The sequence below is a fragment of the Microbacterium sp. MMO-10 genome, assembly GCF_037148715.1.
Lineage (GTDB): Bacteria > Actinomycetota > Actinomycetes > Actinomycetales > Microbacteriaceae > Microbacterium.
The window spans coordinates 124,255-147,937 of the sequence record NZ_JBBCSV010000004.1 but is presented as its reverse complement, the minus strand read 5'-3'; the positions used below and the strand labels follow the sequence as shown (position 1 = coordinate 147,937).

Sequence of the window (23,683 nt, the reverse complement as noted above, 5' to 3'; positions counted from 1 at the left end):
GGACTCGCGGCCGGAGACGGGCTCCGCCATGAGTGCACGGCCTGCTGCCGAGTGCACGACCTGTGGACGCGAACTCCCCGTGCACTCGTCAGGATCCGGTGCGGTGGGGCGCGTGCCGACCGCACGGCACGGCCTCATCGGCGGCGGCCCGGGGCGCGACGTCGATAGCCTGGACCGCGTGGACATGAGCGAACTGCGAACCGTGCTGACGCCCGAGGCGCTGCGGGCGATCGACGAGCTCGGCGAGATCGGATCCACGGATGCGGCCGCACGGGCGGTCCTGCGCCTGCGCGCCGAAGGCCGCTCCCCCGACTTCGTCTCGGCCGTGGTCGGCCAGGCACGGCTGCGCACGAAGGGCAGGGCGAAGTTCGGCGAGTTCGCGGACCGGATGCTGTTCACTCGCGCCGGCCTCGAGCAGGCCACCCGGCTCGGCGTCGCCGCGCGTCACGCGGGCCGGATGCGCTCCGCCGGGATCGGGCACGTGTCGGATCTCGGGTGCGGGATCGGCGGGGACGCACTGGCGTTCGCCGGCGCGGGCCTGCGCGTCACGGCCGTGGACGCCGACGAGGTCACCGCCGCGCTGGCGGCGTACAACCTCGCGCCGTTCGGATCCGACGTCGAGGTACGCCACGGGTTCGCCGAGGACCACGCATCCCTCGTCGCGGGAGACGGCGCCGCCGCGGTGTGGCTGGATCCGGCCCGGCGCACGGCCGGGCACTCCGAGACCCGTCGCGTGTCCGCGGACGACTACTCCCCCTCGCTGGACTGGGCCTTCGCGCTGGCCGAGCGCGTGCCCACCGGCATCAAGCTCGGACCCGCCCACGACCGGGACGCGATCCCCGCCGACGTCGAGGCCCAGTGGGTGAGCGCGGACGGCGACGTCGTCGAGCTCGTGCTGTGGTCGGGTTCCCTGGCTCGCGAGGGCGTGCGCCGGGCGGCCCTCGTGATCCGCGGCGACCGCGCGCACGAGCTCACGGCCCCCGCCGACACCGAGGACGCCGAGGTGCGCGAGCTCTGCGCCTATGTGCACGAACCCGACGGCGCCGTGATCCGCGCCCGCCTCATCGGCGACCTCGCCCGCCGGCTCGGCGCCGGCATGCTGGATCCGCACATCGCGTATCTGACGTCCGATGCGCCGGCCGACAGCCCGTTCGCGGCGTCGTTCCGCGTGCGCGAGGTGCTGCCGATGAACCCGAAGGCGATCGGCGCCGCCCTCAAGAAGGCGGGCATCGGGCGCCTCGAGATCAAGAAGCGCGGCGTGGACGTGGATCCGGCCGCGTTCCGCAAGAAGCTGAACCTGCGCGGATCCGGCGAGGCGACGCTCATCCTGGTGCGGATCGGGGACAAGCGGCACGCGCTCCTCGCCGACCGGGTCTGATCAGTCCGCGCTGCGGTCGCTGCGGGAGAAGAGGGCGTCGTCCTGCGTGATGACGAGGTACTGGCCGCTCATCGACGGCATCCAGTACTCGAGCCGGAGCGCCGGATGCGCTGCGGTCTCGCGCAGCCGCAGGGTGAGCGGCGGATTCTCTGGGGGCGGATCGGCGTTGCCGTCGGCGCCGAACTCCAACGCAACCGTGCTCCGGCTGCAGGCCTTCTGCGGATCCGGATCCTCCACGATCATGCATCTGTTCCCGCGGCCGTCGTCCCCGATCCACACCCGGGTCTCCCCCACGCGCCCGACGACCATGGCGTAGGCGAAATCGTTCTCGGCGACGAGACGGTTCATCTCGCTCTGCTCCTCGGGATCCTGCAGACCCGCGCCGTAGAACATCCCCTCGAAGCGCATCAGAGTCCCCAGTGGAACGCCCGTGCCCGCGATCGCCAGGGTCCCCTGGTACCCGTCGCGCTGGTCGGTGAACGTCCGCGGCGAGACCGTCAGCGGCTGGTCCCGCAGCTGCTCCGCCGTCTGGCACTCGCGCTGCGGAGCGGAACCGCGCACATCGAGGATCGCGCAGCGCAGCATGCCGTTCGCCTGCGTCGCGTACCAGAGCAGTCCGTCGTGATCGCGCGCGAGCAGCTGCAGGGTTCCGGGATCGATGCCGTCGTGCAGCTTCAGGATCGCCGCCGCCCGCACGCCCTCCCCGGCCCGCAGCGCGAGCCCGACATCGGGCGGGCGCGGGATCGCCCAGCCCACCAGCAGGCCCGCCAGCAGGACCACGGCGAGACCACCGACGACGAAGCGCGGGCGCTTCCAGGCGCCGGTGGCGAGCCAGGCGCGGACTGCCCTCCCCGGCCCGATCGACAGGATGCGAGAGCCGGGAGCGGCCGCACCCGCGGCTCCCTCCTTCAACGCTCCCGGAGGGGCGGCATCCGCGGCGTCGCTGTGCGACGGTCCCGGGCGCTCCGCGGTGATCGCCGGCTCACCCTCTACCGGCGCAGGCCCGGGGACGCGCGCCCTCGACTCCCCCGGCGGAGGCGGCGCCTCCCCCGGCGGAGGCGGCGCCGACGGGGACGGCGCCGGAGCGGGCCCTCCCGACGCGGGCGTCGGCGGAGGGGCCGGCGCGTCGGCCCGCCGCAGCTCGGAGAGCCGCGCTGCCTCGACCTCGCTCAGACCGGATCCCTCGCGCGCGAAGGCGCGGCGCTCCAGCTCGCGACGCTCGCGGTCGAGGCCCGGATCCGGCATGCGGCTACCCGATCCAGCCGAACCGGTAGGCGGCCCAGACCAGCCAGCCCGCGCTGTACAGCGTGGCGACGAGCCCGAGCACGAGTGCCCACACCGAGAGGGCACGGCTTTCGTCCGGCCGGCGCAGCGACATGATCGCCGCGATCACCGACACGATCGCGACCGGGATCCCCCAGCCGACGAACATCGAGGCGAAGAGCGCGACGATGGCGGAGAGCAGCGCCCAAGGCGCGAGCCGGGGCTCGGCGGCCACCGGCACCGGGACGTCGGTGCTGTCCGTGGGGTGCCACTCCTCGTGCGCGACGGTCGTGCCGTCGCGGTCGAGCTCCAGCTCCTCGGGCGCGATCCCGCTGTCCAGCTGCGGTCCGCTCTCGACGCCGACCGGCACGGGCGCCGTCGGCAGCCGTGTGTACCGCTCCGGATCCTTCCCGCCCGTCTCCGCCATCAGGCCCCGGCCTCCCCGGCGCGCTCGGCGACCTGGATCTCCGTCACGGGCAGCGTCGAGTCCGCCCCGAACGCGAGCGTCGAGGGACGCCGGCCCGACGAGATCAGCTCGGCCGCGAGGCCGGCGATCATCGCGCCGTTGTCGGTGCACAGCGAGAGCGGCGGGATGCGCACGGTGACCCCGGCCTCGGCGGCACGGGCGAGGGCGACCTCGCGCAGCCGGCGGTTCGCGATCACTCCGCCGCCGAGCAGCAGGCGCGGGACGCCGCGGTCGGCGCAGGCGGCGAGCGCCTTCGTCACCAGCACGTCGACGACGGCTTCGCGGAAGCTCGCCGCGACATCGGCGACCGGGATCGGGTTCCCCGACGCCTCCTCGCGCTCGATCCACCGGGCGACCGCGGTCTTCAGGCCCGAGAAGGAGAAGTCGTAGCGATGCTTCTCCAGGTCCGAGGCGCGGGACAGCCCGCGCGGGAACCGGATCGCGGCCGGGTCCCCGCCGACGGCGGCCCTGTCGATCTCCGGACCGCCCGGATAGGGCAGGCCGAGGATCCGGGCGACCTTGTCGAAGGCCTCGCCCGCCGCGTCGTCGACGGTCTCGCCGAGCAGCTCGACGTCCGTCGTGAGATCGCGCACGTGCAGCAGCGACGTGTGCCCGCCCGAGACGAGCAGCGCGATCGTCGGATACTCCAGGGGCACCGAGTCGGGCGTCAGGATGTCGGCCGCGATGTGGCCCACGAGGTGGTTCACGGCGTAGAGCGGCTTGCCGAGCGACACCGCCAGCCCCTTCGCCGCGCCGATGCCGACCATCAGCGCTCCGGCGAGCCCCGGGCCGCTCGTCACCGCGACCGCGTCGAGATCCTGCAGCCGCACCTGCGCCTCGGCGAGCGCGCGCTCGATCGCCGGCTGCAGCTCCTCGAGATGCGCGCGGGCGGCGACCTCGGGGACCACACCGCCGTAGCGGGCGTGCTCGTCCATGCTCGACGCGATCGTGTTGGACAGCAGGGTGCGCCCGCGGACGATGCCGATCCCGGTCTCGTCGCAGCTCGTCTCGATCCCGAGCACGAGGGGCTGGTCAGTCATCGGATCCCTCCGCGTTGCCGTATTCAGGCTCGATGCGCTTCTCCGGCATGATTCCGTTCGATTCTCGCGGATCCGCCGGATCCAGCCTGAGTACGGTCGTGTCGCGATCGGACAGGTCGAGCCTCATGATCACGGCGTCGACGTCGTCGGGCTGGTAGTAGCCGGCGCGCCGGCCGATCTCGGCGAACCCCTCCGAGGCGTAGAGCCGCTGGGCGACCGGGTTGTCCGCGCGCACCTCGAGGAACACCTCGCGGGCGCCGCGTTCCGCGGCCTCCGCGAGCAGAGCGCGCAGCAGCGCTCTGCCCCGTCCGGATCCGCGGTGCGCCGCGTCGAGGGCGATGGTCTGGATGTCGCTGTCGGCGGATCCGCGCAGCGCGCGCACTCCCCCGTAGCCGACGACGGTCCCGCGGTCGGCCGGCACGGCGGACGGCTCGACGTCGACGAGGTAACGGCCGTGCGGGCTCGCGAGCTCGGCGGCCATCATCTCGGCGCTCCAGGCATCGGTCGGGAACGAGCGCCGTTCGATGAGCATGATCGCGTCGAGGTCGTCCGCCGTCGCATTGCGGATCACGAGGCGCCTCCCGCCCCGGCGCTGCGGTGCGGGGCAAGCGGCCTCACGAGCCCACCTTCTTGGGCGCGGCCGGCACCAGGGCGTCCGGCGGACGCAGGTACAGCGGCTCGGATCCGGTCAGCGTGCGTCCGGCGGCGACCGCGCGGCGGGCGACGCGGGCGACCGCGGCCCCCGATATCCCGGTGACCTCGAAGCGGCGCAGCGCCCCCAGCTTGCGGTCGACGTCGGCCTGCGGGACGAGCACCGTGTCGACCACGGCGTGCGGGATCCCGTCGACGTCGATGCCCTCGTAGACGGTCACCGCGGTCTCGCGCCGGCGCGCGTCGGTGAGGATCGCGAACGGGTGCTGCGGCGGGTGCTCGCCCTCGATCACGGCGAGCGCGGCGGCGTGGTGGCTGGGCACGGCGATCACGGGGACGTCCCGGCCGAGCGCGAAGGCGCGTGCCGCGGCGATCCCGATCCGCAGTCCCGTGAACGGTCCGGGGCCCATGCCCGCCGCGACGTGCGTGAGCGGATCCTCGTCCTCGGATCCGGCGGCGAGGACCTGCTCGAGCAGCGTCCCGATCGCCTCGGCGTGCCCGAGGTGCCCGCCCTGGGACACCTCGGCCAGAGTGCGGCCGTCATGGCCGATCAGGCCGACGGCCGAGCCGAGTGAGGTGTCCACGCCGAGAATCACCCTTCCAGGGTAGTCGGTGCGCCCGGCGCGGCACCCCCGGATCACCGGGCGGCGACGACCGCCCGCTCCCAGCGATCCCCGCCGCGCGCCTGGGCGAGGGCGGACGCCTCGGCGGCGGCCGACGTGAGCGCCTCGAGGTCGTAGTCCGCATCCAGCACGCCCGCCCAGCCGACGCTCGCCGAGACCCGCAGGGGCGCGCGGGGGCCCGGATCCTCGATCGTGGAGACCCGCGTCAGCAGGGCCCGGAGCAGGCGCCGCACCTCGTCGTCGCTGCCGGGCAGCAGTACGAGCACCCGCCCATCCGCGATCCTCGCCACGTCGGCGGCGGCCGGCAGCGCATCCAGCACATGCGCGTGGAACGCCGCGACGATGCTCGCGAACGCGGCCGGCCCCAGGGCGTCCTGCACGTCCACCGGATCGTCGAGACGGACGTCGAGCAGCGACCACGCCGGATCCTGGCGGCGGCTCGCGCGGGCGATCCGGGCGCGCAGGATCGCGTGGTCGTCCTGCTCGCCCTTGCCCCCGCCGCGCAGCAGCGTCTCCCCCCGGGTGAGCAGCACGATCGTGATCGCGGCGCACTGACTGGTGAGCAGGATGCCGACGCCGTTGATGTCGCGCAGCATCCGCAGTTCGTCTCCGGGGGCGGAACCGACGCCGGTGATCCCTGCCGCGATGCCGAAAACGGCGACGACGACGAACGCCGAGGACACGAGGGCGAGCGGGATCACCACGTCCCGGGCGCTGATCCGCAGCCGGAACAGCTCCCAGGCGGACATCCCCGCGAACACCGCGCCCGCCGAGAACACGATGCGGAACACGACCGGATACGCGTCCGTGGTCGACGTGAGCGCGAGCGCCGCGGGCCCGATCGCGATGTAGACGACCGCCGCGGGCCAGAACGCCCGCCGGCCGGCGTAGAAGCGGATCCCGAGCCACAGCAGCGGTTCGAAGCAGACGATGAGCCCCGACGACAGCGCCCGCAGCGAAGCGCTGTCGAACTGGTTGGCCGCCACCCAGACGTAGGTCGCGAGCATGGCGACGCCGAAGCCGACGGACCAGGTGATCGTGGCCCTGCTCGGGCGCGGCATCAGGGCCAGGCCGAACACCAGCGCGGCCGACAGCGTCACCAGCGCGACCAGGGTCGCGGAGGTGTTGACGGTGATGCCGATGGGGGCGGTGACGGAGATCATGCGTCGTTCCTCTCGGGGCGGCGCGGCAGGCGCACGCGCATGCGGGTGCCCTCGCCGATGCGGCTGTGCACGTCGACGGTGCCGCCGTGCGCGGTCGCGATGTCCCGGACGGCGACGAGGCCCAGGCCCGTGCCCGGGACGCCGCTGTGCTCGGCCTGCTCGCTGCGGAAATACGGCTGGAACAGTCGATCGACGTCGGCGGGAGCCATGCCGACCCCCGTGTCGGCGACGACGAGCTCGGCCCAGCCGTCCTCGGCGACGTCCAGCGAGACCACGATGGATCCTCCCGCCGGGGTGTACTTGACCGCGTTGCTCAGCAGGTTGTCGATCACCTGACGCAGCCGGAACGCATCCCCGTAGATGAGGAGCGTGGCGGCTCCGGTGACCGTGACCTGCCGCCGGCCGGCGGCGGCCGTCGGAAGGAACGACGAGACCGACGCCTGCACGAGCGCGTGCAGGTCTACCGGTTCGGAGAGCACGCGCGCGGCGGGACGGGAGGCGTCCAGCGCCGTCGTGACGAGATCCTGCATGCGCTCGGCGGCGCCCGCAACCACGGAGAGCTGGTCGGCCATCCGCGGGGGCAGATCCGCCCGTTCCAGCAGCAGATCGACGTGCCCCACGATCGCCGTGAGCGGGTTGCGCAGCTCATGGGTCAGGATCGCGGACATCAGCCGGCGCTCCTCGGCCGCCGCCAGCCGGGCGGTCACGTCGTCGATCGTGACCAGCACCACCGCCCCCTGGTCGGCGTCGCCCGCCATCGGCAGCGTGTCCACCTCGAGCGCCCGCCACACGCCGGCGGCGTCGTAGAGCCAGACCCGCTCCCCGTCGAGGCGTTCGCCGCGCACGGCGCGGGCGAGCAGGGTCCGGTGCATCGGCACCGGATCCCCCTCCCGGTCGTCGTACTCCACGGCGGGCGCCGGCAGGGCGGACCCGTCGGCGTCGATCCCGTACAGCCGCCGGTAGGCGTCGTTCATCCGCAGGATCGCACCGTCCTCGCCGACCGTGACGAGGGCGGTGCCGAGGGCGTCGATGATCTGCGCCATGCGCCGCTCATGCGTCTCCGCGCGGCGTGCGACCCGGTCGATCTGCTCGGATCCGCGCCGCAGCAGCCTGCTCGCGGCGCGCGAGCGGCGCACCCCGATCCGGATCGTCGTCCCCAGGAAGCCGAGCGAGAACGCGGTGATCAGCACGCGCAGCACCACGTCCGAGAAGAGCCCGCTCTGGTTGGCGACCGTGAAGAGGAACGCCGTGATCAGCGCGATGCCCCCGAGGACGGCGATCATCGAGTAGTAGGTGGCGATCCACGTGATCGGGATCACCCAGAGGAAGCCGAGCCGGATGTCGGGGGCCTGGGTGGTGAGGCCGATCGCGGCGATGTCGACCATCGGAACGGCGAGGATCGCGGCGGACGGGATCCGGTCCCAGGGCAGCACGAGTGCGACGACGGTCGTGAGCAGGGCCAGCACGAGTCCTGCGGTGAAGAGCGGGGTGGCGAAGACGGTCGGCTTGAGCGCGGCGACGAGCACCGCGATCGCCACGGTGGTGCTGACGAAGATGAGCTGCCAGCGCCAGATCGACGCCCTGCGCGACATGCCGATCCTCTCCCCGCGCGGCCCGACGCCGGCGCCGGATGCGCCGCACGGACCCGTTCCGGAGCCCGCCCGCTCAACGCTTCCGCAAGGTTATCCAAAGAACGGCCCAAGGCGGTTCAACCGGGATATCGCGCCGCATAGCATCGCTGGAAGACGGACCCCCCTCCGTCGCCGGATCCGCGGCCCGAACGCGGATCCGGCACCACTCTCCCGTCGCCCCCGGATCCACGATCACCCGCCGAAGGAGGATGCGCGATGACCGCCCCCTCCTCTGTGGCACCCGCCCGGCCCCGCCGGGGCTGGACGGTGCTGACCGGCGCACTCGTCGCCCTCACCGTCGCGCTCGGGGTCGTCGCCGTGCCCTGGTTCCTGATGCAGGAGCGGGCCGTGCCCCTCGCCCCGGCCGGAGCGCGCTGGTTCGGCAGCTACGTCGATGTCACCCAGGGGCAGGCAGCGTCCGCCCTCGCTGGCGGATCCCCCTCGGACGCCGTCGTGCTCGCGTTCGTCAGCGCCCCCTCGGCGAACGCCTGCAGCGCGAGCTGGGGAGGCGCGTACTCCCTCGCCGACGCCGCACGGGCCCTCGACCTGGACCACCGGATCGCGCGCGTGCAGCAGAGCGGGCGGATGGTCGCGGTGTCGTTCGGCGGAACCGGGATCGAGCTGGCGGGCGCCTGCGCATCGGTCGGCGACCTCGCGAGCGCCTACGCGTCGGTGCTCGACCGCTATGCGGTGACCACGATGGACCTCGACCTGGGCGCCCGCAGCCTCGACGACCCGGCGGCCGGCGACCGGCGCGCCCAGGCCGTCGCGCAACTGCAGGCGAACCATCGCGCGCGGGGGGCTCAACTCGCCGTCTGGCTCACTCTGCCCGCCGGGCGCAGCGGGCTCAGCACGGGCGGACTGCGGTCGATCCGCCAGCTGCAGCAGGCGGGCGTGCGCCTCTCCGGCATCAACGCGATGACCGGGCGCGACGAGGCGCCGCAGGACGGGCAGTCCCGGGGCGCGGCAGCGATCGCGGCGCTCACGGCGGTGCACGATCAGCTCGGGCGCCTGTACGACGAGCTGAACGTGGATCTCCCGGTGGGCGGCGTCTGGGCGATCATGGGCGCCACGCCGACGATCGGGCGCGTCGAGGGCGAGGACGGGGTGTTCGCCCTCGACGACGCGGCGGCCCTCAGCACCTTCGCGCAGAAGCAGCGCCTCGCCCGGCTGTCGATGTGGTCGGCGAACCGCGACCTCTCGTGCACCCCGGCGACGGACCCCGGCGCCGGCGGATGCACCGGGGCGCTTCCGCAGGACGACGCCTTCGCCGCCGTGCTGAGACGCGGACTGGGCGCCACGACGGACCCGCCCGCCTCGGCACCGCCCGCCACCACTGCCCCGGCACCGCCGGCTTCGACGCCCGCTCCGAGTCCGGACCCGTAACCGGACGCGGAGGGGAAGGCGCCTTCGGGAGGCGCCGCTCCGTTCCCGGGGCCCTGCCCGGGAACGGACACCGGAGATCGATGGGGATCGATGTCCGGCCTGTGGACCCGGGGGCCGAGGGGACCGGCCCCCGGGGACCGCACAGGGTTCGGGTCTTGGGGCCCGCGCAGGCGGCAGGGGCTTGGGGCCTCTGCCGCACGGGAAGCGCGGGTCCTGAGGCCCGTGGCCGTCGGCGGACCACGGAGGGCTCCGGCGCACGGCGATAGCCGCGAGGTCTCAGCCGTCCGCCGCACGGTCGGCCGGCTGCGGCGGACTCAGACCTCCGCGTGCGCGGTGAGGCGGTAGCCGACGCCGCGCACCGTCTCGATGTAGCGGGGATCCGCGGTGCTGTCCCCGATCTTCCGCCGCAGGTTCGCCATGTGCGCCTCGATCGCCCGCTTGTCGGGCTCGCCCACATAGGACGCGGATCCGAACGCCTCGCCGCGCAGCACGAGTGCGAGATCGGACTTGCTGCGCACCCGCCGCTTGGACTCGAGCAGCGTGGCGAGCAGATCGAACTCGGTCGGCGTCAGCTCGACCTCCTGCTACGCCACGAGCACGGTGTGGGTGTCGAGATCGAGGCGGATGTCGCGGTGCGCATGCCACCGCCCCGCTGCGCCAGGGAGCGGGACGGCCGCAGTGACGGAGGGGTTGCGCGCGGGAGCCGCGGACTCCGCGGCCGCGATCTGCGGAGCACGCACCGCCTCGGAGGGCACGGGCGCCGCCTCGCCGTCGGGCTGCACGGACTCCGGGCTGCGCGGACGCCGCAGCAGCGCTTCGATGCGCGCCCGCAGCTCACGCGGCCGGAACGGCTTGACCAGGTACTCGTCGGCGCCGGAGGTGAGGCCGAGCACGACGTCCGACTCCTCCCCGAGCGCGGACAGCATGATGATGAACGTCGTGCTGAGCAGCCGGATCCGGCGGGCGGCCTCGAAGCCGTCGATGCCGGGGAGGTTGATGTCGAGCGTGGTGATGACGGGGCTGTGCTCGGCGACCGCCGCGACCCCCTCGAGGCCCGTGCCGGCCAGCACGGTGCGGAATCCCGCAGCCCGGAAGACCTCGTCCAGCAGCGAGCGGACGTCCGGATCGTCCTCGATGATGACGGCGGTCTTCGTGGCGTCTTCGGTCATGTTCTTCCCTGCAGCTCCCGGTCGTGAGCATCATATCGGCATATGAGTACGCCTCCCGGGGGTGTGACCTGCACCGCACGGCCGCCGGAAGAGCCGGTCCGGACTCCGCTAGCGACGACCCGCGCGGGCGATCGTGACGAGACGGGGCGCATCGGCGTCGAGATCCTCCGCCGCGAGATCGTCGGCGGACGCCCCGATCGGGCGCTCCAGCTCGATGTCCCACCAGGCGTCGGCGAGCTCCTCCGCCATGCCCCGCCCCCACTCCACCACGACGACGGATCCCGGCACGTCGACGTCGAGGTCGTCCAGCTCCGCCGCGGATCCGAGACGATACGCATCGACGTGCACGAGGGGCGCCCCGCCGACCAGCGACGGGTGGGTCCGCGCGATCACGAAGGTGGGACTCTGCACCGGCCCGCGCACCCCGAGGCCGTCCGCCAGTCCGCGCGTGAACGTCGTCTTGCCCGCGCCGAGGGCGCCCGTGAGGATCAGCACGTCGCCGGCGACGAGGTCGGATCCGATCCGCCGGCCGAGCTCCTCCATGGCCTCGGCGGTGCGGATCTCATGCCGCCCCGCGAGGTCGTCGAGCGCGGTCACGACACGCTCCGGCGCGGCACGCGGGGTCCGATCCTCGTCACGATCTCGTAGTCGATGGTGTCCGCCGCATCCGCCCAGTCCCTGGCCGAGGGCACCCCCAGCGTGGGGTCGCCGAAGAGCACGACCTCGTCGCCGACCGCGACCGGATCGTCGCCCACGTCGACGAGGAATTGATCCATGGCGATCCGTCCGGCGACGGTGTAGCGGCGCCCGCCGATCTGCACGGGTCCGCGGCCCGATGCCTGCCGCGGCACGCCGTCGGCGTAGCCCAGCGGGATCAGCGCGAGCGTGGTCTCGGACTCGGTGCGGTGCGTGTAGCCGTAGGAGACGCCCGTGCCCGCCGGCACTCGGCGCACGGCGGCGACCGCGCCGCGCAGCGTCATGGCCGGGCGCAGACCGAGATCCCCGGGACTCCGGTCGTCGAAGGGGCTGACGCCGTAGAGGCCGATCCCGATGCGCACCGCGTCGAGCCGGGTCTCGGGCAGATCGATGGCCGCCGCGGTCGCGGCGAGATGGCGCAGCTCCGGGTGGATCCCGTTCGCCTCGGCCTCGGCGCACGCCGCCTCGAACGCCGCGAGCGCGGCGCGGTCGTCCTCCGGCGAGGTGTTGGAGACGTGGCTGAATAGGCCGACGACGCGGATCCGGCCGATGCGCTCCAGGCGCGCCGCCTCGGCGAGCAACCGGGCGCGGTCGGCGGGGGCGATGCCGTTGCGGCTCAGGCCCGTCTCGAACTTGAGATGCAGGCGGACCGGATCCGATCCGCGTGACGCCGCCGCGGCGGCGATCAGCTGCTCGAAGCTCGAGATGCCGAGCTCGATGCCGGCCTCGGCCGCGTCGTCGAACCGGCGGTCGGGCGCATGCAGCCAGGCGAGGATCGGCGCGTTCACGCCGTCGCGGCGCAGCTGCAGCCCCTCGTCGACCGTGGCGACGCCGAGCCGGGTCGCTCCCCCGGCGAGCGCCGCGACCGCGGCGGCCGCCGCCCCGTGGCCGTAGGCGTTCGCCTTGACGACGCCGATGACCTCGACGCCGGTGAGGCGGCGCAGGTGGCGGGTGTTGTCGCTGATGGCGTCGAGATCGATCGTCGCCTCGCGGAACGGAGCGGTCATGGGCGTCCTTCCCCGGGACCGCGGCTCTGGGCGGCGCTGTCAACGCCCGAGGGATCCTGTCGAGGCCCCCCGGCAGCGTCCGCGCCCCCGCTGAGGTTCGCACCTGCGAGGGGGTCTCGGTGCTCAGAGGGGGCGTCGGCGGATCCGCGCGTTCCGAACCGGGCGTCCGTCTCGCGAACGTCCGCCTCCCGGGACTCGGCCACGACGTGCGCCGCGGCGAGGCCCGCGTCGTGGGTCAGCGAGAGATGCAGCGTGGTGATGCCGCGCTCGGCGACCGCGGCGGCCGTGGTGCCGGTCAGCACGAAGTACGGCTTGCCGGAGGGTTCCGAGGCGATCTCGATCTCGGTCCAGTGCACGCCGTCGGATCCGCCCAGCGCCTTGATCAGCGCCTCCTTGGCTGCGTACCGCGCGGCGAGCGAGGGCAGCCGCAGCCCCTGCTCCGACGGCGCGAACAGCCGCTGCATGAGCCGGGGCGTGCGGGCGACCGTCCGCTCGAACCGCGGGATGTCCACGAGGTCGATGCCGGTGCCGATGATCACCGATTCAGCCTACCGGGCGGGATCCACGCGGCCCGGATGGTGCGGCGGTCCACCCGGGCGACGGTGGACCGATCCGCGCGTCGAGAACCCGTGCCGCCGACGACACGCACCGCGAGTGCACCGGATCTTGCCGAACGCACCGCTTCTTCACGCGTCGTTCCCGTGCGTTCGACGCGAAGCCGTGCGTTCGACGAGAACCCGTGCGCGCAGACCGCCCGGTCCGGGCGGCGCGAGCCCGAGCCGGACACGCGCCGGGTCGAGTCGCGCCGGGACCTCACTCCACGGTGACGGACTTGGCCAGGTTGCGCGGCTGGTCGACGTCGAGGCCCTTCGCCGTGGCGAGCGCCATGGCGAAGATCTGCAGCGGCACGACCGCGAGGATCGGCTCGAAGAGCGCCTCCGCGAGCGGGATCCGGATGACCTCATCGGCGAACGGCAGCACGGCCGCGTCGCCCTCCTCGGCGATCACGATCACGCGGGCGCCGCGGGCGCGGATCTCCTGGATGTTGGAGACGACCTTCGCGTGCAGCAGCGCGGAGTGCCGCGGCGACGGCACGAGCACGAACACCGGCTGGCCGGGCTCGATCAGGGCGATCGGTCCGTGCTTGAGCTCGCCGGCGGCGAAGCCCTCGGCGTGGATGTACGAGATCTCCTTGAGCTTGAGCGCGCCCTCGAGCGCGATCGGATAGCCCACGTGGCGGCCGAGGAACAGCACCGAGCGGGTGTCCGCCATCCAGCCCGCGAGCTGGGTGACGTGCGCCTGCTCCTCGGCGAGCACCTCGGCGATCTTGCCGGGCAGGCTCTCCAGCTCCGCCACGGCGGATGCGCCGTCGGCGGCGGAGAGCGAGCCGCGCACGCGCCCCGCGTGCAGGCCGAGGAGCAGCAGCGCGGTGATCTGCGCCACGAACGCCTTGGTCGACGCGACCGCGACCTCCGGACCGGCGTGCGTGTAGACGACCGCGTCCGACTCGCGCGGGATCGTCGCGCCCTGCGTGTTGCAGATCGACAGCGTGCGCGCGCCGCGCTCACGGGCGTACTTGACCGCCATCAGGGTGTCCATGGTCTCGCCCGACTGGCTGATCGACACCACCAGCGTGGTCTCGCCGATCACCGGGTCGCGGTAGCGGAACTCGTGCGCGAGCTCGACGTCGACCGGCACGCGCGCCCACTGCTCCAGCGCGTACTTGCCGACCATGCCCGCGTACGACGCGGTGCCGCAGGCGGTGATGATGATGCGGTCGATCCCGCGGAAGAGCTCGTCGGATCCGTCCAGCTCGGGGATCACGACGGCCCCGTCCCGCACGCGGCCGCGGATCGTGTTCGCGACGGCGTCGGGCTCCTCGGCGACCTCCTTGGCCATGAAGCTCGGCCAGCCGCCCTTCTCGGCGGACGACGCGTCCCACGAGACCTCGAACGGCTCGGGGGTCACCGCGGTGCCCGCGAAGTCGGTGACGGTCACCTCGGACGGCGTGATCGCGACGATCTCGTCCTGGCCGATCGCGAGCGCACGGCGGGTGTGCTCCACGAACGCGGCCACGTCGGATCCGAGGAAGTTCTCCCCCTCGCCGAGGCCGACCACCAGCGGCGAGTTGCGGCGCGCGGCGACGACGAGACCGGGCTCGTCCTCGTGCACGGCGAGCAGGGTGAACGCGCCCTCGAGGCGGTTGACCACCGCACGGAAGGCCGCGCGCAGGTCGCCGGTGCGGCGGTACTCGCGACCGACCAGAGCGGCGGCCACCTCGGTGTCCGTCTCGCTGCGGAACGTCACACCCTCGGCCTCGAGTTCGGCGCGCAGGGCGGCGAAGTTCTCGATGATGCCGTTGTGGATGAGCGCGAGCTTGTCGTCGTCGGCCAGGTGCGGGTGCGCGTTCGCATCCGTCGGGCCGCCGTGGGTGGCCCAGCGGGTGTGCCCGATGCCGGTGCTGCCGTCGGGCAGCGCGGCGTCCGCGAGCGAGTCGCGCAGCATCTGCAGCTTTCCCGCCTTCTTGCGCATGCCGAGAGATCCGGCCTCATCGATCACGGCGATGCCGGCCGAATCGTACCCTCGGTACTCCAGACGGGCGAGGCCCGCGAGCAGGATGTCCTGGCTGGGGCGCGACCCCACGTATCCGACGATTCCACACATGGTTTCCAGCGTACGGCCGCGATTTTGCGCGGCTTCCGTACGAAATCCGATCCGGCGGGGCTCAGTTCGGCATGACCGTGCCCACGGGCACGGGGGTCTCCGCCGTCGCGTCGGCGACGGGAGTGGTCGGGTCGGGCTGCGGTGCGGTGCCGTTGTCGGTCATGATGTGCTCCGTTCGGTTCTCGTGACAGGGGTGCGTGCGCGGCGGCTCAGATGGTCGCCACGTTGCGGATCCACGTGATCGTGGCTCCGGGCGCCGTGTTGCTCGGCGGCTGCGTCACCTGCGTCACGCGCTGCGTGATGAGGTTCGTCGGGTTGCTCACCGTGCCCTGCCAGTAGAACTCGGAGTTCACGGTGGTGTTGCCGTTCGTCGCGGAGAGCGGCAGGGCGCACTGGTAGACCGACTTGTACATGTAGAACGTCTGGCCGTTGTAGGTGAGCTGGCCGTCCGCGACGGGCAGCGACCAGCAGGTCCCGCCGCCGACCTTGGTCCAGTTCGACACCTGCTTGGTCGATCCGAACCGCAGGCTCATGCTAGTGATCTTCTGCCCCGTCACCGTGTCGGTGACGTAGAGCTGACCGCCGCTGCTGGCCCGCCCGTCCCAGGTGACCGTCTGGTCGAAGCTGCGTGTCACGTAGAACACCCCGGCCAGCGCGTTCTTCGGCGCTCCGCTCGCTGCGGCGAGCGGAGCCGCTGCTGCGGCCGCGATCACCGGCAGGCTCCACGCGGCGCCCTTCAGCAGCGTGCGCCGGCGGACGGCCACGGCCGTGCCGGTGCTGCTCTCGTTCGATCCATTTACCCACGTCGCCGATTCAGGCATGCGTCTCCCCAGACAGATATCGATGGATTGGTGCACTCCGCTCTGCGCTCCCGGGCGCGTCGCGCTCCCAAGCGCGGCGGGTACATCGCCACTCTCCGCCGGCCTCCGCGGGGCCGCGATCCGGATGTCGCGATTTGCACGCATCGCGTCGCGAAACGCCCTGCGGTGCGCCGGAGGCGGTCAGGGCCGCACGGTGCGTGCGGCCCTGGGCGCCGCGGCGCCCACCGCGGCGAGCGCCCTGCGCAGCGCGGGGCGATCCCGGAAGCCGGCGCGCCGCGCGATCTCGCTGATCCGCATCGAGCGTCCGCCGTCCGAGTCGAGCAGCTCGCGCGCGACGCCGATGCGCAGCCTGCGCAGCTCATCGGCGGCCGTGCTGCCCTCCGCCGCGAAGAGGCGCTGCACCTGCCGATGGGACAGATGCATCTCCCGGGCGAGCGTCGAGACGTCGAAGTCGGGGTCGATGTGGCGGGCGAGGATGCGCGCGCGAGCCCGGTCGATGGGCCGCGGCGCCCGAGGCCGTACCGGGCCGTGCGCGACGGCATCCGCCAGGATCCCGAAGAGCATCTCGCCGATCAGCCGCTCCATCACCGCATCCGTGTGCGATCGCGTCTCGGGTGCGTTCTGCGTGGCGGACTCCAGGAACGACGAGAGCCCGCGCGTCAGGGCCGTGTCGGGGATCGCCCCCGGCGGGATCTCGCCCGACCGCTCCACCTCCTCGAGCACGCTCCACGGCACCCACGCGCAGATCAGGGTCGACGGCCGCGGCGTCACGATGCGGGCCGCCCGCTCCGGATGCAGGAAGACGAGCCGGCTGTCGGGCACGTCGTGCACGGTGCCCCGGTCGTCCTGCACCCGGAGTCCTCCGACCGCGACCACCATGGCCGCCATCGCCGTGCCATCCGCGGTCTGCGCAGACCAGCGGACCTCCTCCTCCGCAGCCAGCGCATGCCGCGTCAGCAGCGCCGAACGGAAGCCGACCGCGGTGAGCGGCCCCTGCTTCGTGCCATGCAGCAGGCTCGTCGCCTCTGCGGCATCCATGACGATCCCCATCGTCGACCTCCCCAGGTCCCCAGAACGTCAGGACAGACGTCCGATCAATGAGATGCATGAGAGGCGGATCCATTACGCGACTTGCGGAAGAAGTGCGCGGATGACCCCCGAAGGAGGTGTTCCCCGGTCACGGTTCGCCGAGGATGCCGGCCGCCCATCGACGGCGGCGAGGGGCACGGACCGCCCGGGGAACAGCTCGGACGAGGAGGGGAGCGGGCCGCGACGGTTCAGCGACCGGGCGGACGCTCGCCGTGCAGGCTCTCGTACACGTCGTCGACGAACTCGGCGATCGCGCCGGCGCCGGTCACGGGGCCGCCCGCGAGCATCCCGTCCATGCCGAGCAGCACCGCGGTCGGCGTGGAGAAGTCGCCGATCGAGCCGCTGGCGTAGCGGTGCGGGTCGTGCAGCGTCTGCGGTTCCTCGGCGGACGCGAGGGCGCTCTCCTCCGGTCGCATCTGCAGGACCATGCGCACCGAGACCTCGGGCAGCAGCGCGCGATACGCTCCGGCGCTCTCGATCACGGGAGTGCAGGATCCGCAGGTCTCGGAGACGAACAGCAGTAGGAGCGGCTTCTGCGCGGCGAGTTCGCGCAGGTTCACCGTCTCGCCGTCGCCGAGCTGGACGGGCACCGAGGGGGTGCGCGTGCGCAGGTAGTCCTCGAACTCCCCCTCCTCGCCGAGAGCGGATCCCGCCGCGCCCGGCTGGCCGGCGCGCGCCGGACCGGCATCGGCGGAGGAGGGCTCCTGGATCAGGACGAAGGTCACCGCGACGGCCGCGAGCGCGATCGCCCAGGGCCAGAAGGCGACCGCCAGCACGGCGACGCCGCCGAACGGCGGGAGCGCCCCGATCGTCGCCGCGGAGACCAGGGCCAGCAGGGTCAGCCAGCCGTTGCGCAGCAGCGTGCGTCCGGTGATAGGGCGACGCTCGCCGAAACATGCGCAGGACGCATCGGGCGTCTGCCGCCGAGCCCTCCAGACCATCGCGAGGTAGGCCGCGAACAGGAGCACCGCGACCACCGCGGCGGCCGTCCCGAGGGCGCCGCCGAGCAGCAGCAGCGCCGCGGCGAGCACCAGCTCGGCGATCGGATGCAGTCGGATCAGCCAGGTCCTGCGCAGGACGGCCGGGATTCCCAGCGCCTCCCAGCCCGCGGCGTCATCGGGGGTGCGCAGCTTCGCGATCCCGCTGACCGCGAGCACCCCGACCAGGATGAGCGTCGACGACAGCGCCAGCGCCGGCAGCAGAAAAACGTAGAGAGCACTCCCCATGCTGTCAGTATCCCAGTCGCTCGGCGCACCGGGCGCGGATCCGGATCCGCGTCGGGTCCCGGCTCACTCGCCGCCGGCGGGCTGGCTCACCCGTGTCAGAGCTTGCGCAGCAGCACCGACTCGACGGCGTGCGAGGCGCCCTTGTTCAGCACGAGCGTCGCACGGTGCTTGGTGGGCATCACGTTCTCGATGAGGTTCGGCAGGTTGATCTCGTTCCAGTACCCCATCGCGGTCGTGACGGCCTCGTCGTCCGTGAGGTGCGCGAAGACGTTGAAGTACGACGACGGGTTCGTGAACGCGCCCTGCCGCAGCGCGAGGAACCGGTCGACGTACCACTGCGCGATGTGGTCGAGCTCGGCGTCGACGTAGATCGAGAAGTCGAAGAGGTCGCTGACGGCGACGTCGTTCGGCGCCGGCGGCGGCTGCAGCACGTTCAGGCCCTCGACGATCACGACGTCGGGCCGGCGCACCACGACATGCGCGTCGGGCACGATGTCGTAGCGGATGTGCGAGTAAAACGGCGCGCGCACCTCGTCCGCCCCGCTCTTGACCTCGGTCAGGAACTCGATCAGGGCGCGCCGGTCGTAGGACTCCGGGAATCCCTTCCTGTCCATGATGCCGCGGCGCTCGAGCTCGGCGTTCGGATGCAGGAACCCGTCGGTCGTGACGAGCTCGACGCGGGGCGTGCCCGGCCAGCGGCTCATCAGCTCGCGCAGCAGACGCGCGATCGTCGACTTGCCGACCGCGACGGAGCCGGCCACGCCGACGACGAAGGGCGTGGTGTCGTCGGCCTCGCCGAGGAACTGGCTGGTCGCCGCGCCGAGACGCTTGGTGCTCGTGGCGTACAGGCTGAGGAGGCGGCTCAGCGGCAGGTAGACCTCCTGCACCTCCGTGAGGTCGAGCCGATCGCCCAGACCGCGGATCTCGACGACCTCGGTCTCGCTGAGCGGCTGATCCAGTCCCTGGGCGAGGCGCGCCCAGTCGGCACGATCGATGCGGCGGTACGGCGACAGCGACTGCGACGCGAGGGGATCGGGGCTCACGCGCTCCATCGTATCCGCGCGCATCCGCGCCGGCGGCCCGCATCCGCCGACCTCGGCGTCACCCGGGCCGGGTATCCTTCCCCCGTGCGTCTCGGAGTGCTCGACATCGGATCCAACACCGTCCACCTGCTCGCCGCCGACGTCCATCCCGGCGGACGTCCGCTCGCCACCACGAGCGATCGCACCGTGCTGCGCCTGATGCGCTTCCTGACCCCGTCGGGGGCGATCAGCGAGGAGGGCGTGCAGGCGCTGGTGGCCGCCGTCGTGCGGGCGCGCGCGATCGCCGCGCAGGAGAAGGTCGACGCGCTGCTCGCCACGGCCACGAGCGCCGTGCGCGAGGCCGCGAACGGCGCCGACGTGATCGCCCGCGTCGAGGCCGCGCTCGGACAGCCGCTGCAGGTGCTCGACGGCGAGACCGAGGCGCGCCTCACGTTCCTCGCCGCACGGCGCTGGTTCGGCTGGTCGGCCGGGCAGATCCTGCTGTTCGACATCGGCGGCGGCTCGTTCGAGATGGCCGCCGGATCCGAGGAGCTGCCCGACATCGCCGCCTCCGTCCCGCTCGGCGCGGGCCGCTCGACGCTGATGTTCCTCCCCGACGACCCGCCCGGCGAGGAGGCCGTCGAGCGCCTGCGCGCGCACGCCGCCGACGTCTTCGCGCCGGTCACCGCCCGGTTCTCGGCGCTTCCCCGCCCCGACCACGTGGTCGGCTCGTCGAAGGCGATCCGGTCGCTCGCCCGGCTCGTGGGCCATCCGGCGCCCGGCTCCCCGAACGGCTCGGGGGCCGACGTCGCGATGCTGCTGCCGCGCGCGTCCCTCGGATCCTGGATCCCGCGCCTCGCCCGCCTGCCCGCCTCGGCCCGGCAGGAGCTCCCGGGGATCACCCCGGACCGCACCTTCCAGATCGTGGCCGCCGCTGTCGTGCTCCACACCGCGATGACGGCGATGGCCGTCGACGAGCTCGAGGTCTCGCCCTGGGCGCTGCGTGAGGGCGTGCTGCTGCGCTACATCGAGGACCGCGCGCACGACCGCGACGCGTAGCAGGAGCTGCTCCCCCGCGGCAGTCCGCGCCCTTAGGCTGGAGCGATGAGCGAAGAGGGGCACGGCCGCACGCGCGGCTCCGGGGGGCCGTTGCGCCCGCGCACACGCCGCGAGCTGCGCGCGGCCCGGGAAGCCGCCCGCGCCGCCGCCGCCCGCCCGGCCGCACCGCCCTCGCCGCCCGCGAAGCGCCTGCGCAATCGCACCCCGGTCATCGCCCCGGATCCGATGCCGCAGGGCGCGCCCACGATCCTCACCGTGTGCACCGGCAACATCTGCCGCTCACCGCTCGCCGAGGTGCTGCTGCGCGCCCGGCTCGAAGCGCTCGGTGTGCGCCTGCACAGCGCGGGAACGCACGCCCTGATCGGGGCCGGTATGCCCGAGGAGGCCCAGGCCGTCGCCCTGGCCCGGCAGGCGCGCCCGGCCGACATCGCCGCGCACCGCGGCCGGCGCCTGCTCGAGCCGATGGTGCTGGAATCCGACCTCGTGCTCACCATGACGCAGGAGCAGCGCGGGTTCGTCGTCCAGCTCGTGCCGAGCCGGCTGCACCGCATCTTCCCGGTGCGGGAGTTCGCCCGGGCGGCGAGCGGGCTGTCCGAGGAGGAGATCCGCCGGCTCGCGGCGACGGGCGGCAGCGACCCCCGGGCGCGACTGGGCGCCGTGATCATGGCGATCGCCGGCCGGCGCGGCTCGATCAGCGACGACGACGACGTGCTCGACCCGTACCGCCAGGGCGCCGCCGCCTACGAAGCCTCCGCCGCTCAGCTGGATCCCGCTCTCGCGGAGGTCGAGCGCGTCGTGCGGGCGGCGCTCGGCGGGACCGCGGAATGACCGACGCCACGGCCGAGACCCCGGAGAGTCCGCCGACTCCGGGTCCCCCGGCCCGCCGGCGCCTGCGCCGGTTCACCTCGAGCGCGTGGTTCCAGCTGCTGCTGGCCGTCGTGGTGACGGGTCTCGTGCTCTCGTTCATCGCGAAGCCGTACGTGGTCCCCTCCGGGTCCATGCAGCAGACCCTCGAGATCGGCGATCGGGTGCTCGTGAACCGGCTCGCCTACCACTGGGCGGATCCGGGACGCGGGGACGTCGTGGTGTTCGACGCAGACGATTCCTGGGGGGTTCCCGCAGTGCAGGATCCGCCGTGGAAGGCGGCGCTGCGCTGGGTGGGCGAGGTCACCGGCTTCGGTCCCTCCGGCCCGCACACGCTGGTGAAGCGCATCGTGGCGACGCCGGGGCAGAAGGTCGAGTGCTGCACGGCGGACGGACGCCTGATCGTCGACGGCGTGCCCGTCGACGAGCCCTACATCTATCAGGACCTCGCCTTCCAGGCGGGGAGTCTGGACTGCTCCACCACGCCGCGATCCCTGCGCTGCTTCCCCGCGGTGACGGTGCCCGCGCAGTCCTATCTCGTACTCGGCGACCACCGCTCCAATTCCGCGGACGGCGCCGTCCGCTGCCGGGCCCCGGGGGCGGAGGCACCCGGGTGCTTCCGCTGGGCGCGGCGCGACCAGATCGTGGGCCGCGTCGTCGCGACGCTGTGGCCGATCTCGCGCTGGCGGGGATTCTGACCACACGGCGGGTCGCTGACCCACAACAGAGGAACCGGCCCTGCGCCCCGCGCGCCTCCTGTTAGACTCCTGCCAATCCTCACGGCAGACGGCGCACACCCGGGCGTCCTCCCGCGGCGGGGATGCCGGAGCGTCGTGGGGACGATCCGGGAAGCGTGTCTTCGCCCTGTGGAGGGCGGAACCTTTGGGGAAGGTTTCCAACGGACGTGGTGGATTTCGGGGTTCGCAGCGGCGCAGAGCCGCAGCTTGGGACAAGGACGCGGGTCGCGACGTACATCGCGCCGAGGCGGACGACGGCGGAGGAGGATGCGACGTTCAACGCACTCACCGACCTCGTCCTGCCCTCGCGTCGCACGCACGACTGGCGCAGGGCCTATGCGATGCGCCTGCGCATCACCGACGGGCTAGCGGTCGTCATCGCCGTCTTCGCGGCCGTGCTGCTACGCTTCGGCGACACCGACACTGCGCTTCCCAGCGAGTTCGTCCAGCTCGGCTATCCGATCATCGCCGCCGTGATCGCGGTCGCCTGGATGGCGATGCTCGCCCTGTCCGGCACGCGAGACCACAAGGTGATCGGCAACGGGTCCACCGAGTACAAGCGGATCGGCTCGGCGACCTTCCGCACCTTCGGCGCGTTCGCGATCATCGCGTTCGCGTTCAAGATCCCGATCGCCCGCGGCTACCTGCTCGTCGCACTGCCCCTCGGGCTGTGCCTGTTGCTGCTGGGCCGATGGGCCTGGCGGTCCTGGCTGCATCGCCAGCGCCTGCAGGGAGCGTTCGTGCAGCGCGCGCTGCTGATGGGCGAGCGCACCCAGCTGCGCCACGTGGCGGAGCAGACCCAGGGCGTCCCGTCGGTCGGCTTCCAGATCGTCGGCGCGATCACCGAGAGCGGCACCCGCAACGACCTCGTTCCCGGCGTGCCCGTGATCGCGGGATTCGGCGACGTGGTGACGCAGCTCGACGTCGTCGGCGCCGACACCGTGATCTTCAGCGGATCCGACTCCATCTCGCCGCAGCAGATGCGCGAGATCGGCTGGAACCTCGAATCCCGCGGGATCGACCTCATCGTCGCTCCCGCCCTCACCGACATCGCGGGACCCCGGATCCACGCGCGCCCCGTCGCGGGACTCCCGCTCATCTACGTCGACTTCCCGACGTTCGAGGGCGGGCGCTATCTGACGAAGCGGGCCGCGGACATCGTGGTGTCCGCACTGGGCCTGCTCCTGCTCTCGCCGCTGTTCCTGTTCATCGCGGTGATGGTGCGCCGCGACGGGGGCCCCGCCCTGTTCCGCCAGGAACGCGTCGGCCTCGACGGGCGCTCCTTCGCCATGCTGAAGTTCCGCACCATGGTCGTCGACGCCGAAGAGCGTCTGAAGGGCCTGCTCGACCGCACCGACGGCAACGGCATGCTGTTCAAGATGAAGACCGATCCGCGGGTCACTCCGTTCGGCCGCTGGCTGCGCCGGTACAGCATCGACGAGCTGCCGCAGCTGATCAACGTCCTGCGCGGCGACATGTCCCTGGTCGGCCCGCGCCCGCCGCTCGCCTCCGAGGTGCAGCGCTACGACAACCACGTGCGGCGTCGCTTCCTGGTCAAGCCCGGCATCACCGGTCTCTGGCAGGTGAGCGGGCGCTCCGACCTCTCCTGGGAGGACAGCGTGCGCCTCGACCTGTACTACGTGGAGAACTGGTCGCCGGCCGGAGACCTGATGATCCTCTGGCGCACCGTCCGCGCCGTCATCGCTCCGGAAGGGGCATACTGACGGC

The 23,683-nt window shown here is 72.9% G+C and carries 20 protein-coding genes and 2 pseudogenes; 6 read left to right on the top strand and 16 right to left on the bottom strand.

All coding sequences use genetic code 11. The features are described from left to right. Positions 1 to 178: 178 nt before the first annotated feature. Positions 179 to 1,378 (top strand): class I SAM-dependent methyltransferase, encoded by a 1,200-nt coding sequence (locus tag WFJ17_RS13405; protein WP_336648686.1) that lies wholly within the window; start codon positions 179 to 181, stop codon positions 1,376 to 1,378. Here the strand turns inward: WFJ17_RS13405 and WFJ17_RS13400 are convergent, their stop codons facing one another. The 7 genes from WFJ17_RS13400 to WFJ17_RS13370 form a co-directional block, all read right to left on the bottom strand. Further along, on the bottom strand, positions 1,379 to 2,623 hold the full coding sequence (locus tag WFJ17_RS13400) for a hypothetical protein (protein ID WP_336648685.1): 1,245 nt from the start codon (positions 2,621 to 2,623) through the stop codon (positions 1,379 to 1,381). It abuts the gene before it with no gap. Between the two features lie 4 nt (positions 2,624 to 2,627). After that, complete coding sequence (locus WFJ17_RS13395) at positions 2,628 to 3,068, bottom strand: hypothetical protein (RefSeq protein ID WP_336648684.1); 441 nt, start codon at positions 3,066 to 3,068, stop codon at positions 2,628 to 2,630. Next, positions 3,068 to 4,147, bottom strand: coding sequence for a tRNA (adenosine(37)-N6)-threonylcarbamoyltransferase complex transferase subunit TsaD (gene tsaD, locus WFJ17_RS13390; protein WP_336648683.1), 1,080 nt, complete (start codon positions 4,145 to 4,147; stop codon positions 3,068 to 3,070). The genes WFJ17_RS13395 and tsaD overlap by 1 nt, the downstream gene beginning before the upstream one ends. Beyond that, the gene (rimI, locus tag WFJ17_RS13385; RefSeq protein WP_442927991.1) at positions 4,140 to 4,679 is read right to left on the bottom strand and encodes a ribosomal protein S18-alanine N-acetyltransferase; all 540 of its coding nucleotides are present in this window, start codon (positions 4,677 to 4,679) and stop codon (positions 4,140 to 4,142) included. Before rimI ends, tsaD begins: the two co-directional genes overlap by 8 nt. Before the next feature lie 82 nt (positions 4,680 to 4,761). After that, positions 4,762 to 5,394, bottom strand: a complete 633-nt coding sequence (gene tsaB / locus WFJ17_RS13380) for a tRNA (adenosine(37)-N6)-threonylcarbamoyltransferase complex dimerization subunit type 1 TsaB (RefSeq protein WP_251445800.1) — start codon at positions 5,392 to 5,394, stop codon at positions 4,762 to 4,764. Between the two features lie 41 nt (positions 5,395 to 5,435). Beyond that, positions 5,436 to 6,584: a hypothetical protein gene (locus tag WFJ17_RS13375; protein WP_336648681.1), complete on the bottom strand. Its 1,149-nt coding sequence runs from the start codon at positions 6,582 to 6,584 to the stop codon at positions 5,436 to 5,438. Then, entirely contained in the window at positions 6,581 to 8,176 is a 1,596-nt protein-coding gene (locus WFJ17_RS13370) for a sensor histidine kinase (protein ID WP_336648680.1), read from the bottom strand. Before WFJ17_RS13370 ends, WFJ17_RS13375 begins: the two co-directional genes overlap by 4 nt. Before the next feature lie 255 nt (positions 8,177 to 8,431). On the opposite strand from WFJ17_RS13370, the gene WFJ17_RS13365 reads away from it, so the two are divergent. Beyond that, complete coding sequence (locus WFJ17_RS13365; RefSeq protein ID WP_336648679.1) at positions 8,432 to 9,601, top strand: glycosyl hydrolase; 1,170 nt, start codon at positions 8,432 to 8,434, stop codon at positions 9,599 to 9,601. A 314-nt stretch (positions 9,602 to 9,915) separates the two neighbouring features. Here WFJ17_RS13365 and WFJ17_RS13355 read toward each other — a convergent pair. The 9 genes and pseudogenes from WFJ17_RS13355 to coaA all read right to left on the bottom strand — a co-directional run bounded on the left by WFJ17_RS13355 (position 9,916) and on the right by coaA (position 19,325). Continuing rightward, positions 9,916 to 10,770 (bottom strand): annotated as a pseudogene (locus WFJ17_RS13355) (response regulator transcription factor). A 108-nt stretch (positions 10,771 to 10,878) separates the two neighbouring features. Next, positions 10,879 to 11,367 carry a tRNA (adenosine(37)-N6)-threonylcarbamoyltransferase complex ATPase subunit type 1 TsaE gene (gene tsaE / locus WFJ17_RS13350; RefSeq protein ID WP_308220704.1) on the bottom strand — a complete coding sequence of 163 codons (489 nt, stop codon included), beginning with the start codon at positions 11,365 to 11,367 and terminating at the stop codon, positions 10,879 to 10,881. Beyond that, positions 11,364 to 12,473: an alanine racemase gene (gene alr / locus WFJ17_RS13345; protein ID WP_336648677.1), complete on the bottom strand. Its 1,110-nt coding sequence runs from the start codon at positions 12,471 to 12,473 to the stop codon at positions 11,364 to 11,366. Before alr ends, tsaE begins: the two co-directional genes overlap by 4 nt. A 191-nt stretch (positions 12,474 to 12,664) precedes the next feature. Beyond that, positions 12,665 to 13,012 (bottom strand): annotated as a pseudogene (locus WFJ17_RS13340) (holo-ACP synthase); the annotation flags it as partial. A gap of 274 nt (positions 13,013 to 13,286) precedes the next feature. Further along, complete coding sequence (gene glmS, locus WFJ17_RS13335) at positions 13,287 to 15,137, bottom strand: glutamine--fructose-6-phosphate transaminase (isomerizing) (protein ID WP_251445781.1); 1,851 nt, start codon at positions 15,135 to 15,137, stop codon at positions 13,287 to 13,289. Between the two features lie 209 nt (positions 15,138 to 15,346). Next, positions 15,347 to 15,958, bottom strand: coding sequence for a hypothetical protein (locus tag WFJ17_RS13330; RefSeq protein ID WP_251445778.1), 612 nt, complete (start codon positions 15,956 to 15,958; stop codon positions 15,347 to 15,349). A gap of 180 nt (positions 15,959 to 16,138) precedes the next feature. Further along, positions 16,139 to 17,008 (bottom strand): helix-turn-helix domain-containing protein, encoded by an 870-nt coding sequence (locus WFJ17_RS13325; protein ID WP_251445775.1) that lies wholly within the window; start codon positions 17,006 to 17,008, stop codon positions 16,139 to 16,141. A 227-nt stretch (positions 17,009 to 17,235) separates the two neighbouring features. Then, positions 17,236 to 18,273, bottom strand: a complete 1,038-nt coding sequence (locus WFJ17_RS13320) for a MauE/DoxX family redox-associated membrane protein (RefSeq protein ID WP_251445772.1) — start codon at positions 18,271 to 18,273, stop codon at positions 17,236 to 17,238. 95 nt (positions 18,274 to 18,368) lie between these two features. Continuing rightward, a complete protein-coding gene (coaA, locus tag WFJ17_RS13315) occupies positions 18,369 to 19,325 on the bottom strand; it encodes a type I pantothenate kinase (protein WP_336648676.1) in 957 nt (318 codons plus the stop codon). A gap of 75 nt (positions 19,326 to 19,400) precedes the next feature. On the opposite strand from coaA, the gene WFJ17_RS13310 reads away from it, so the two are divergent. From WFJ17_RS13310 to WFJ17_RS13295, 4 genes are all read left to right on the top strand, one after another. Beyond that, positions 19,401 to 20,354: a Ppx/GppA phosphatase family protein gene (locus WFJ17_RS13310; RefSeq protein ID WP_336648675.1), complete on the top strand. Its 954-nt coding sequence runs from the start codon at positions 19,401 to 19,403 to the stop codon at positions 20,352 to 20,354. A gap of 45 nt (positions 20,355 to 20,399) precedes the next feature. Next, positions 20,400 to 21,182 (top strand): arsenate reductase/protein-tyrosine-phosphatase family protein, encoded by a 783-nt coding sequence (locus WFJ17_RS13305; protein ID WP_285814330.1) that lies wholly within the window; start codon positions 20,400 to 20,402, stop codon positions 21,180 to 21,182. Beyond that, positions 21,179 to 21,916 carry a signal peptidase I gene (gene lepB / locus WFJ17_RS13300; RefSeq protein ID WP_251445763.1) on the top strand — a complete coding sequence of 246 codons (738 nt, stop codon included), beginning with the start codon at positions 21,179 to 21,181 and terminating at the stop codon, positions 21,914 to 21,916. The genes WFJ17_RS13305 and lepB overlap by 4 nt, the downstream gene beginning before the upstream one ends. Positions 21,917 to 22,122: 206 nt before the next feature. Next, positions 22,123 to 23,679 (top strand): sugar transferase, encoded by a 1,557-nt coding sequence (locus tag WFJ17_RS13295; RefSeq protein ID WP_336648674.1) that lies wholly within the window; start codon positions 22,123 to 22,125, stop codon positions 23,677 to 23,679. Positions 23,680 to 23,683: the final 4 nt, after the last annotated feature.

Excerpts from the sequence above, each read along its gene's own strand:
- WFJ17_RS13400 (WP_336648685.1), bottom strand. The coding sequence starts at position 2,623 with ATGCCGGATCCGGGCCTCGACCGCGAGCGTCGCGAGCTGGAGCGCCGC.
- WFJ17_RS13370 (WP_336648680.1), bottom strand. The coding sequence starts at position 8,176 with ATGTCGCGCAGGGCGTCGATCTGGCGCTGGCAGCTCATCTTCGTCAGC.
- WFJ17_RS13330 (WP_251445778.1), bottom strand. The coding sequence starts at position 15,958 with ATGCCTGAATCGGCGACGTGGGTAAATGGATCGAACGAGAGCAGCACC.
- WFJ17_RS13395 (WP_336648684.1), bottom strand. The coding sequence starts at position 3,068 with ATGGCGGAGACGGGCGGGAAGGATCCGGAGCGGTACACACGGCTGCCG.
- tsaD (WP_336648683.1), bottom strand. The coding sequence starts at position 4,147 with ATGACTGACCAGCCCCTCGTGCTCGGGATCGAGACGAGCTGCGACGAG.
- alr (WP_336648677.1), bottom strand. The coding sequence starts at position 12,473 with ATGACCGCTCCGTTCCGCGAGGCGACGATCGATCTCGACGCCATCAGC.
- WFJ17_RS13365 (WP_336648679.1), top strand. The coding sequence starts at position 8,432 with ATGACCGCCCCCTCCTCTGTGGCACCCGCCCGGCCCCGCCGGGGCTGG.
- WFJ17_RS13305 (WP_285814330.1), top strand. The coding sequence starts at position 20,400 with ATGAGCGAAGAGGGGCACGGCCGCACGCGCGGCTCCGGGGGGCCGTTG.
- lepB (WP_251445763.1), top strand. The coding sequence starts at position 21,179 with ATGACCGACGCCACGGCCGAGACCCCGGAGAGTCCGCCGACTCCGGGT.
- WFJ17_RS13375 (WP_336648681.1), bottom strand. The coding sequence starts at position 6,584 with ATGATCTCCGTCACCGCCCCCATCGGCATCACCGTCAACACCTCCGCG.
- glmS (WP_251445781.1), bottom strand. The coding sequence starts at position 15,137 with ATGTGTGGAATCGTCGGATACGTGGGGTCGCGCCCCAGCCAGGACATC.
- WFJ17_RS13320 (WP_251445772.1), bottom strand. The coding sequence starts at position 18,273 with ATGGGGAGTGCTCTCTACGTTTTTCTGCTGCCGGCGCTGGCGCTGTCG.
- coaA (WP_336648676.1), bottom strand. The coding sequence starts at position 19,325 with ATGGAGCGCGTGAGCCCCGATCCCCTCGCGTCGCAGTCGCTGTCGCCG.
- WFJ17_RS13325 (WP_251445775.1), bottom strand. The coding sequence starts at position 17,008 with ATGGGGATCGTCATGGATGCCGCAGAGGCGACGAGCCTGCTGCATGGC.
- rimI (WP_442927991.1), bottom strand. The coding sequence starts at position 4,679 with ATGCTCATCGAACGGCGCTCGTTCCCGACCGATGCCTGGAGCGCCGAG.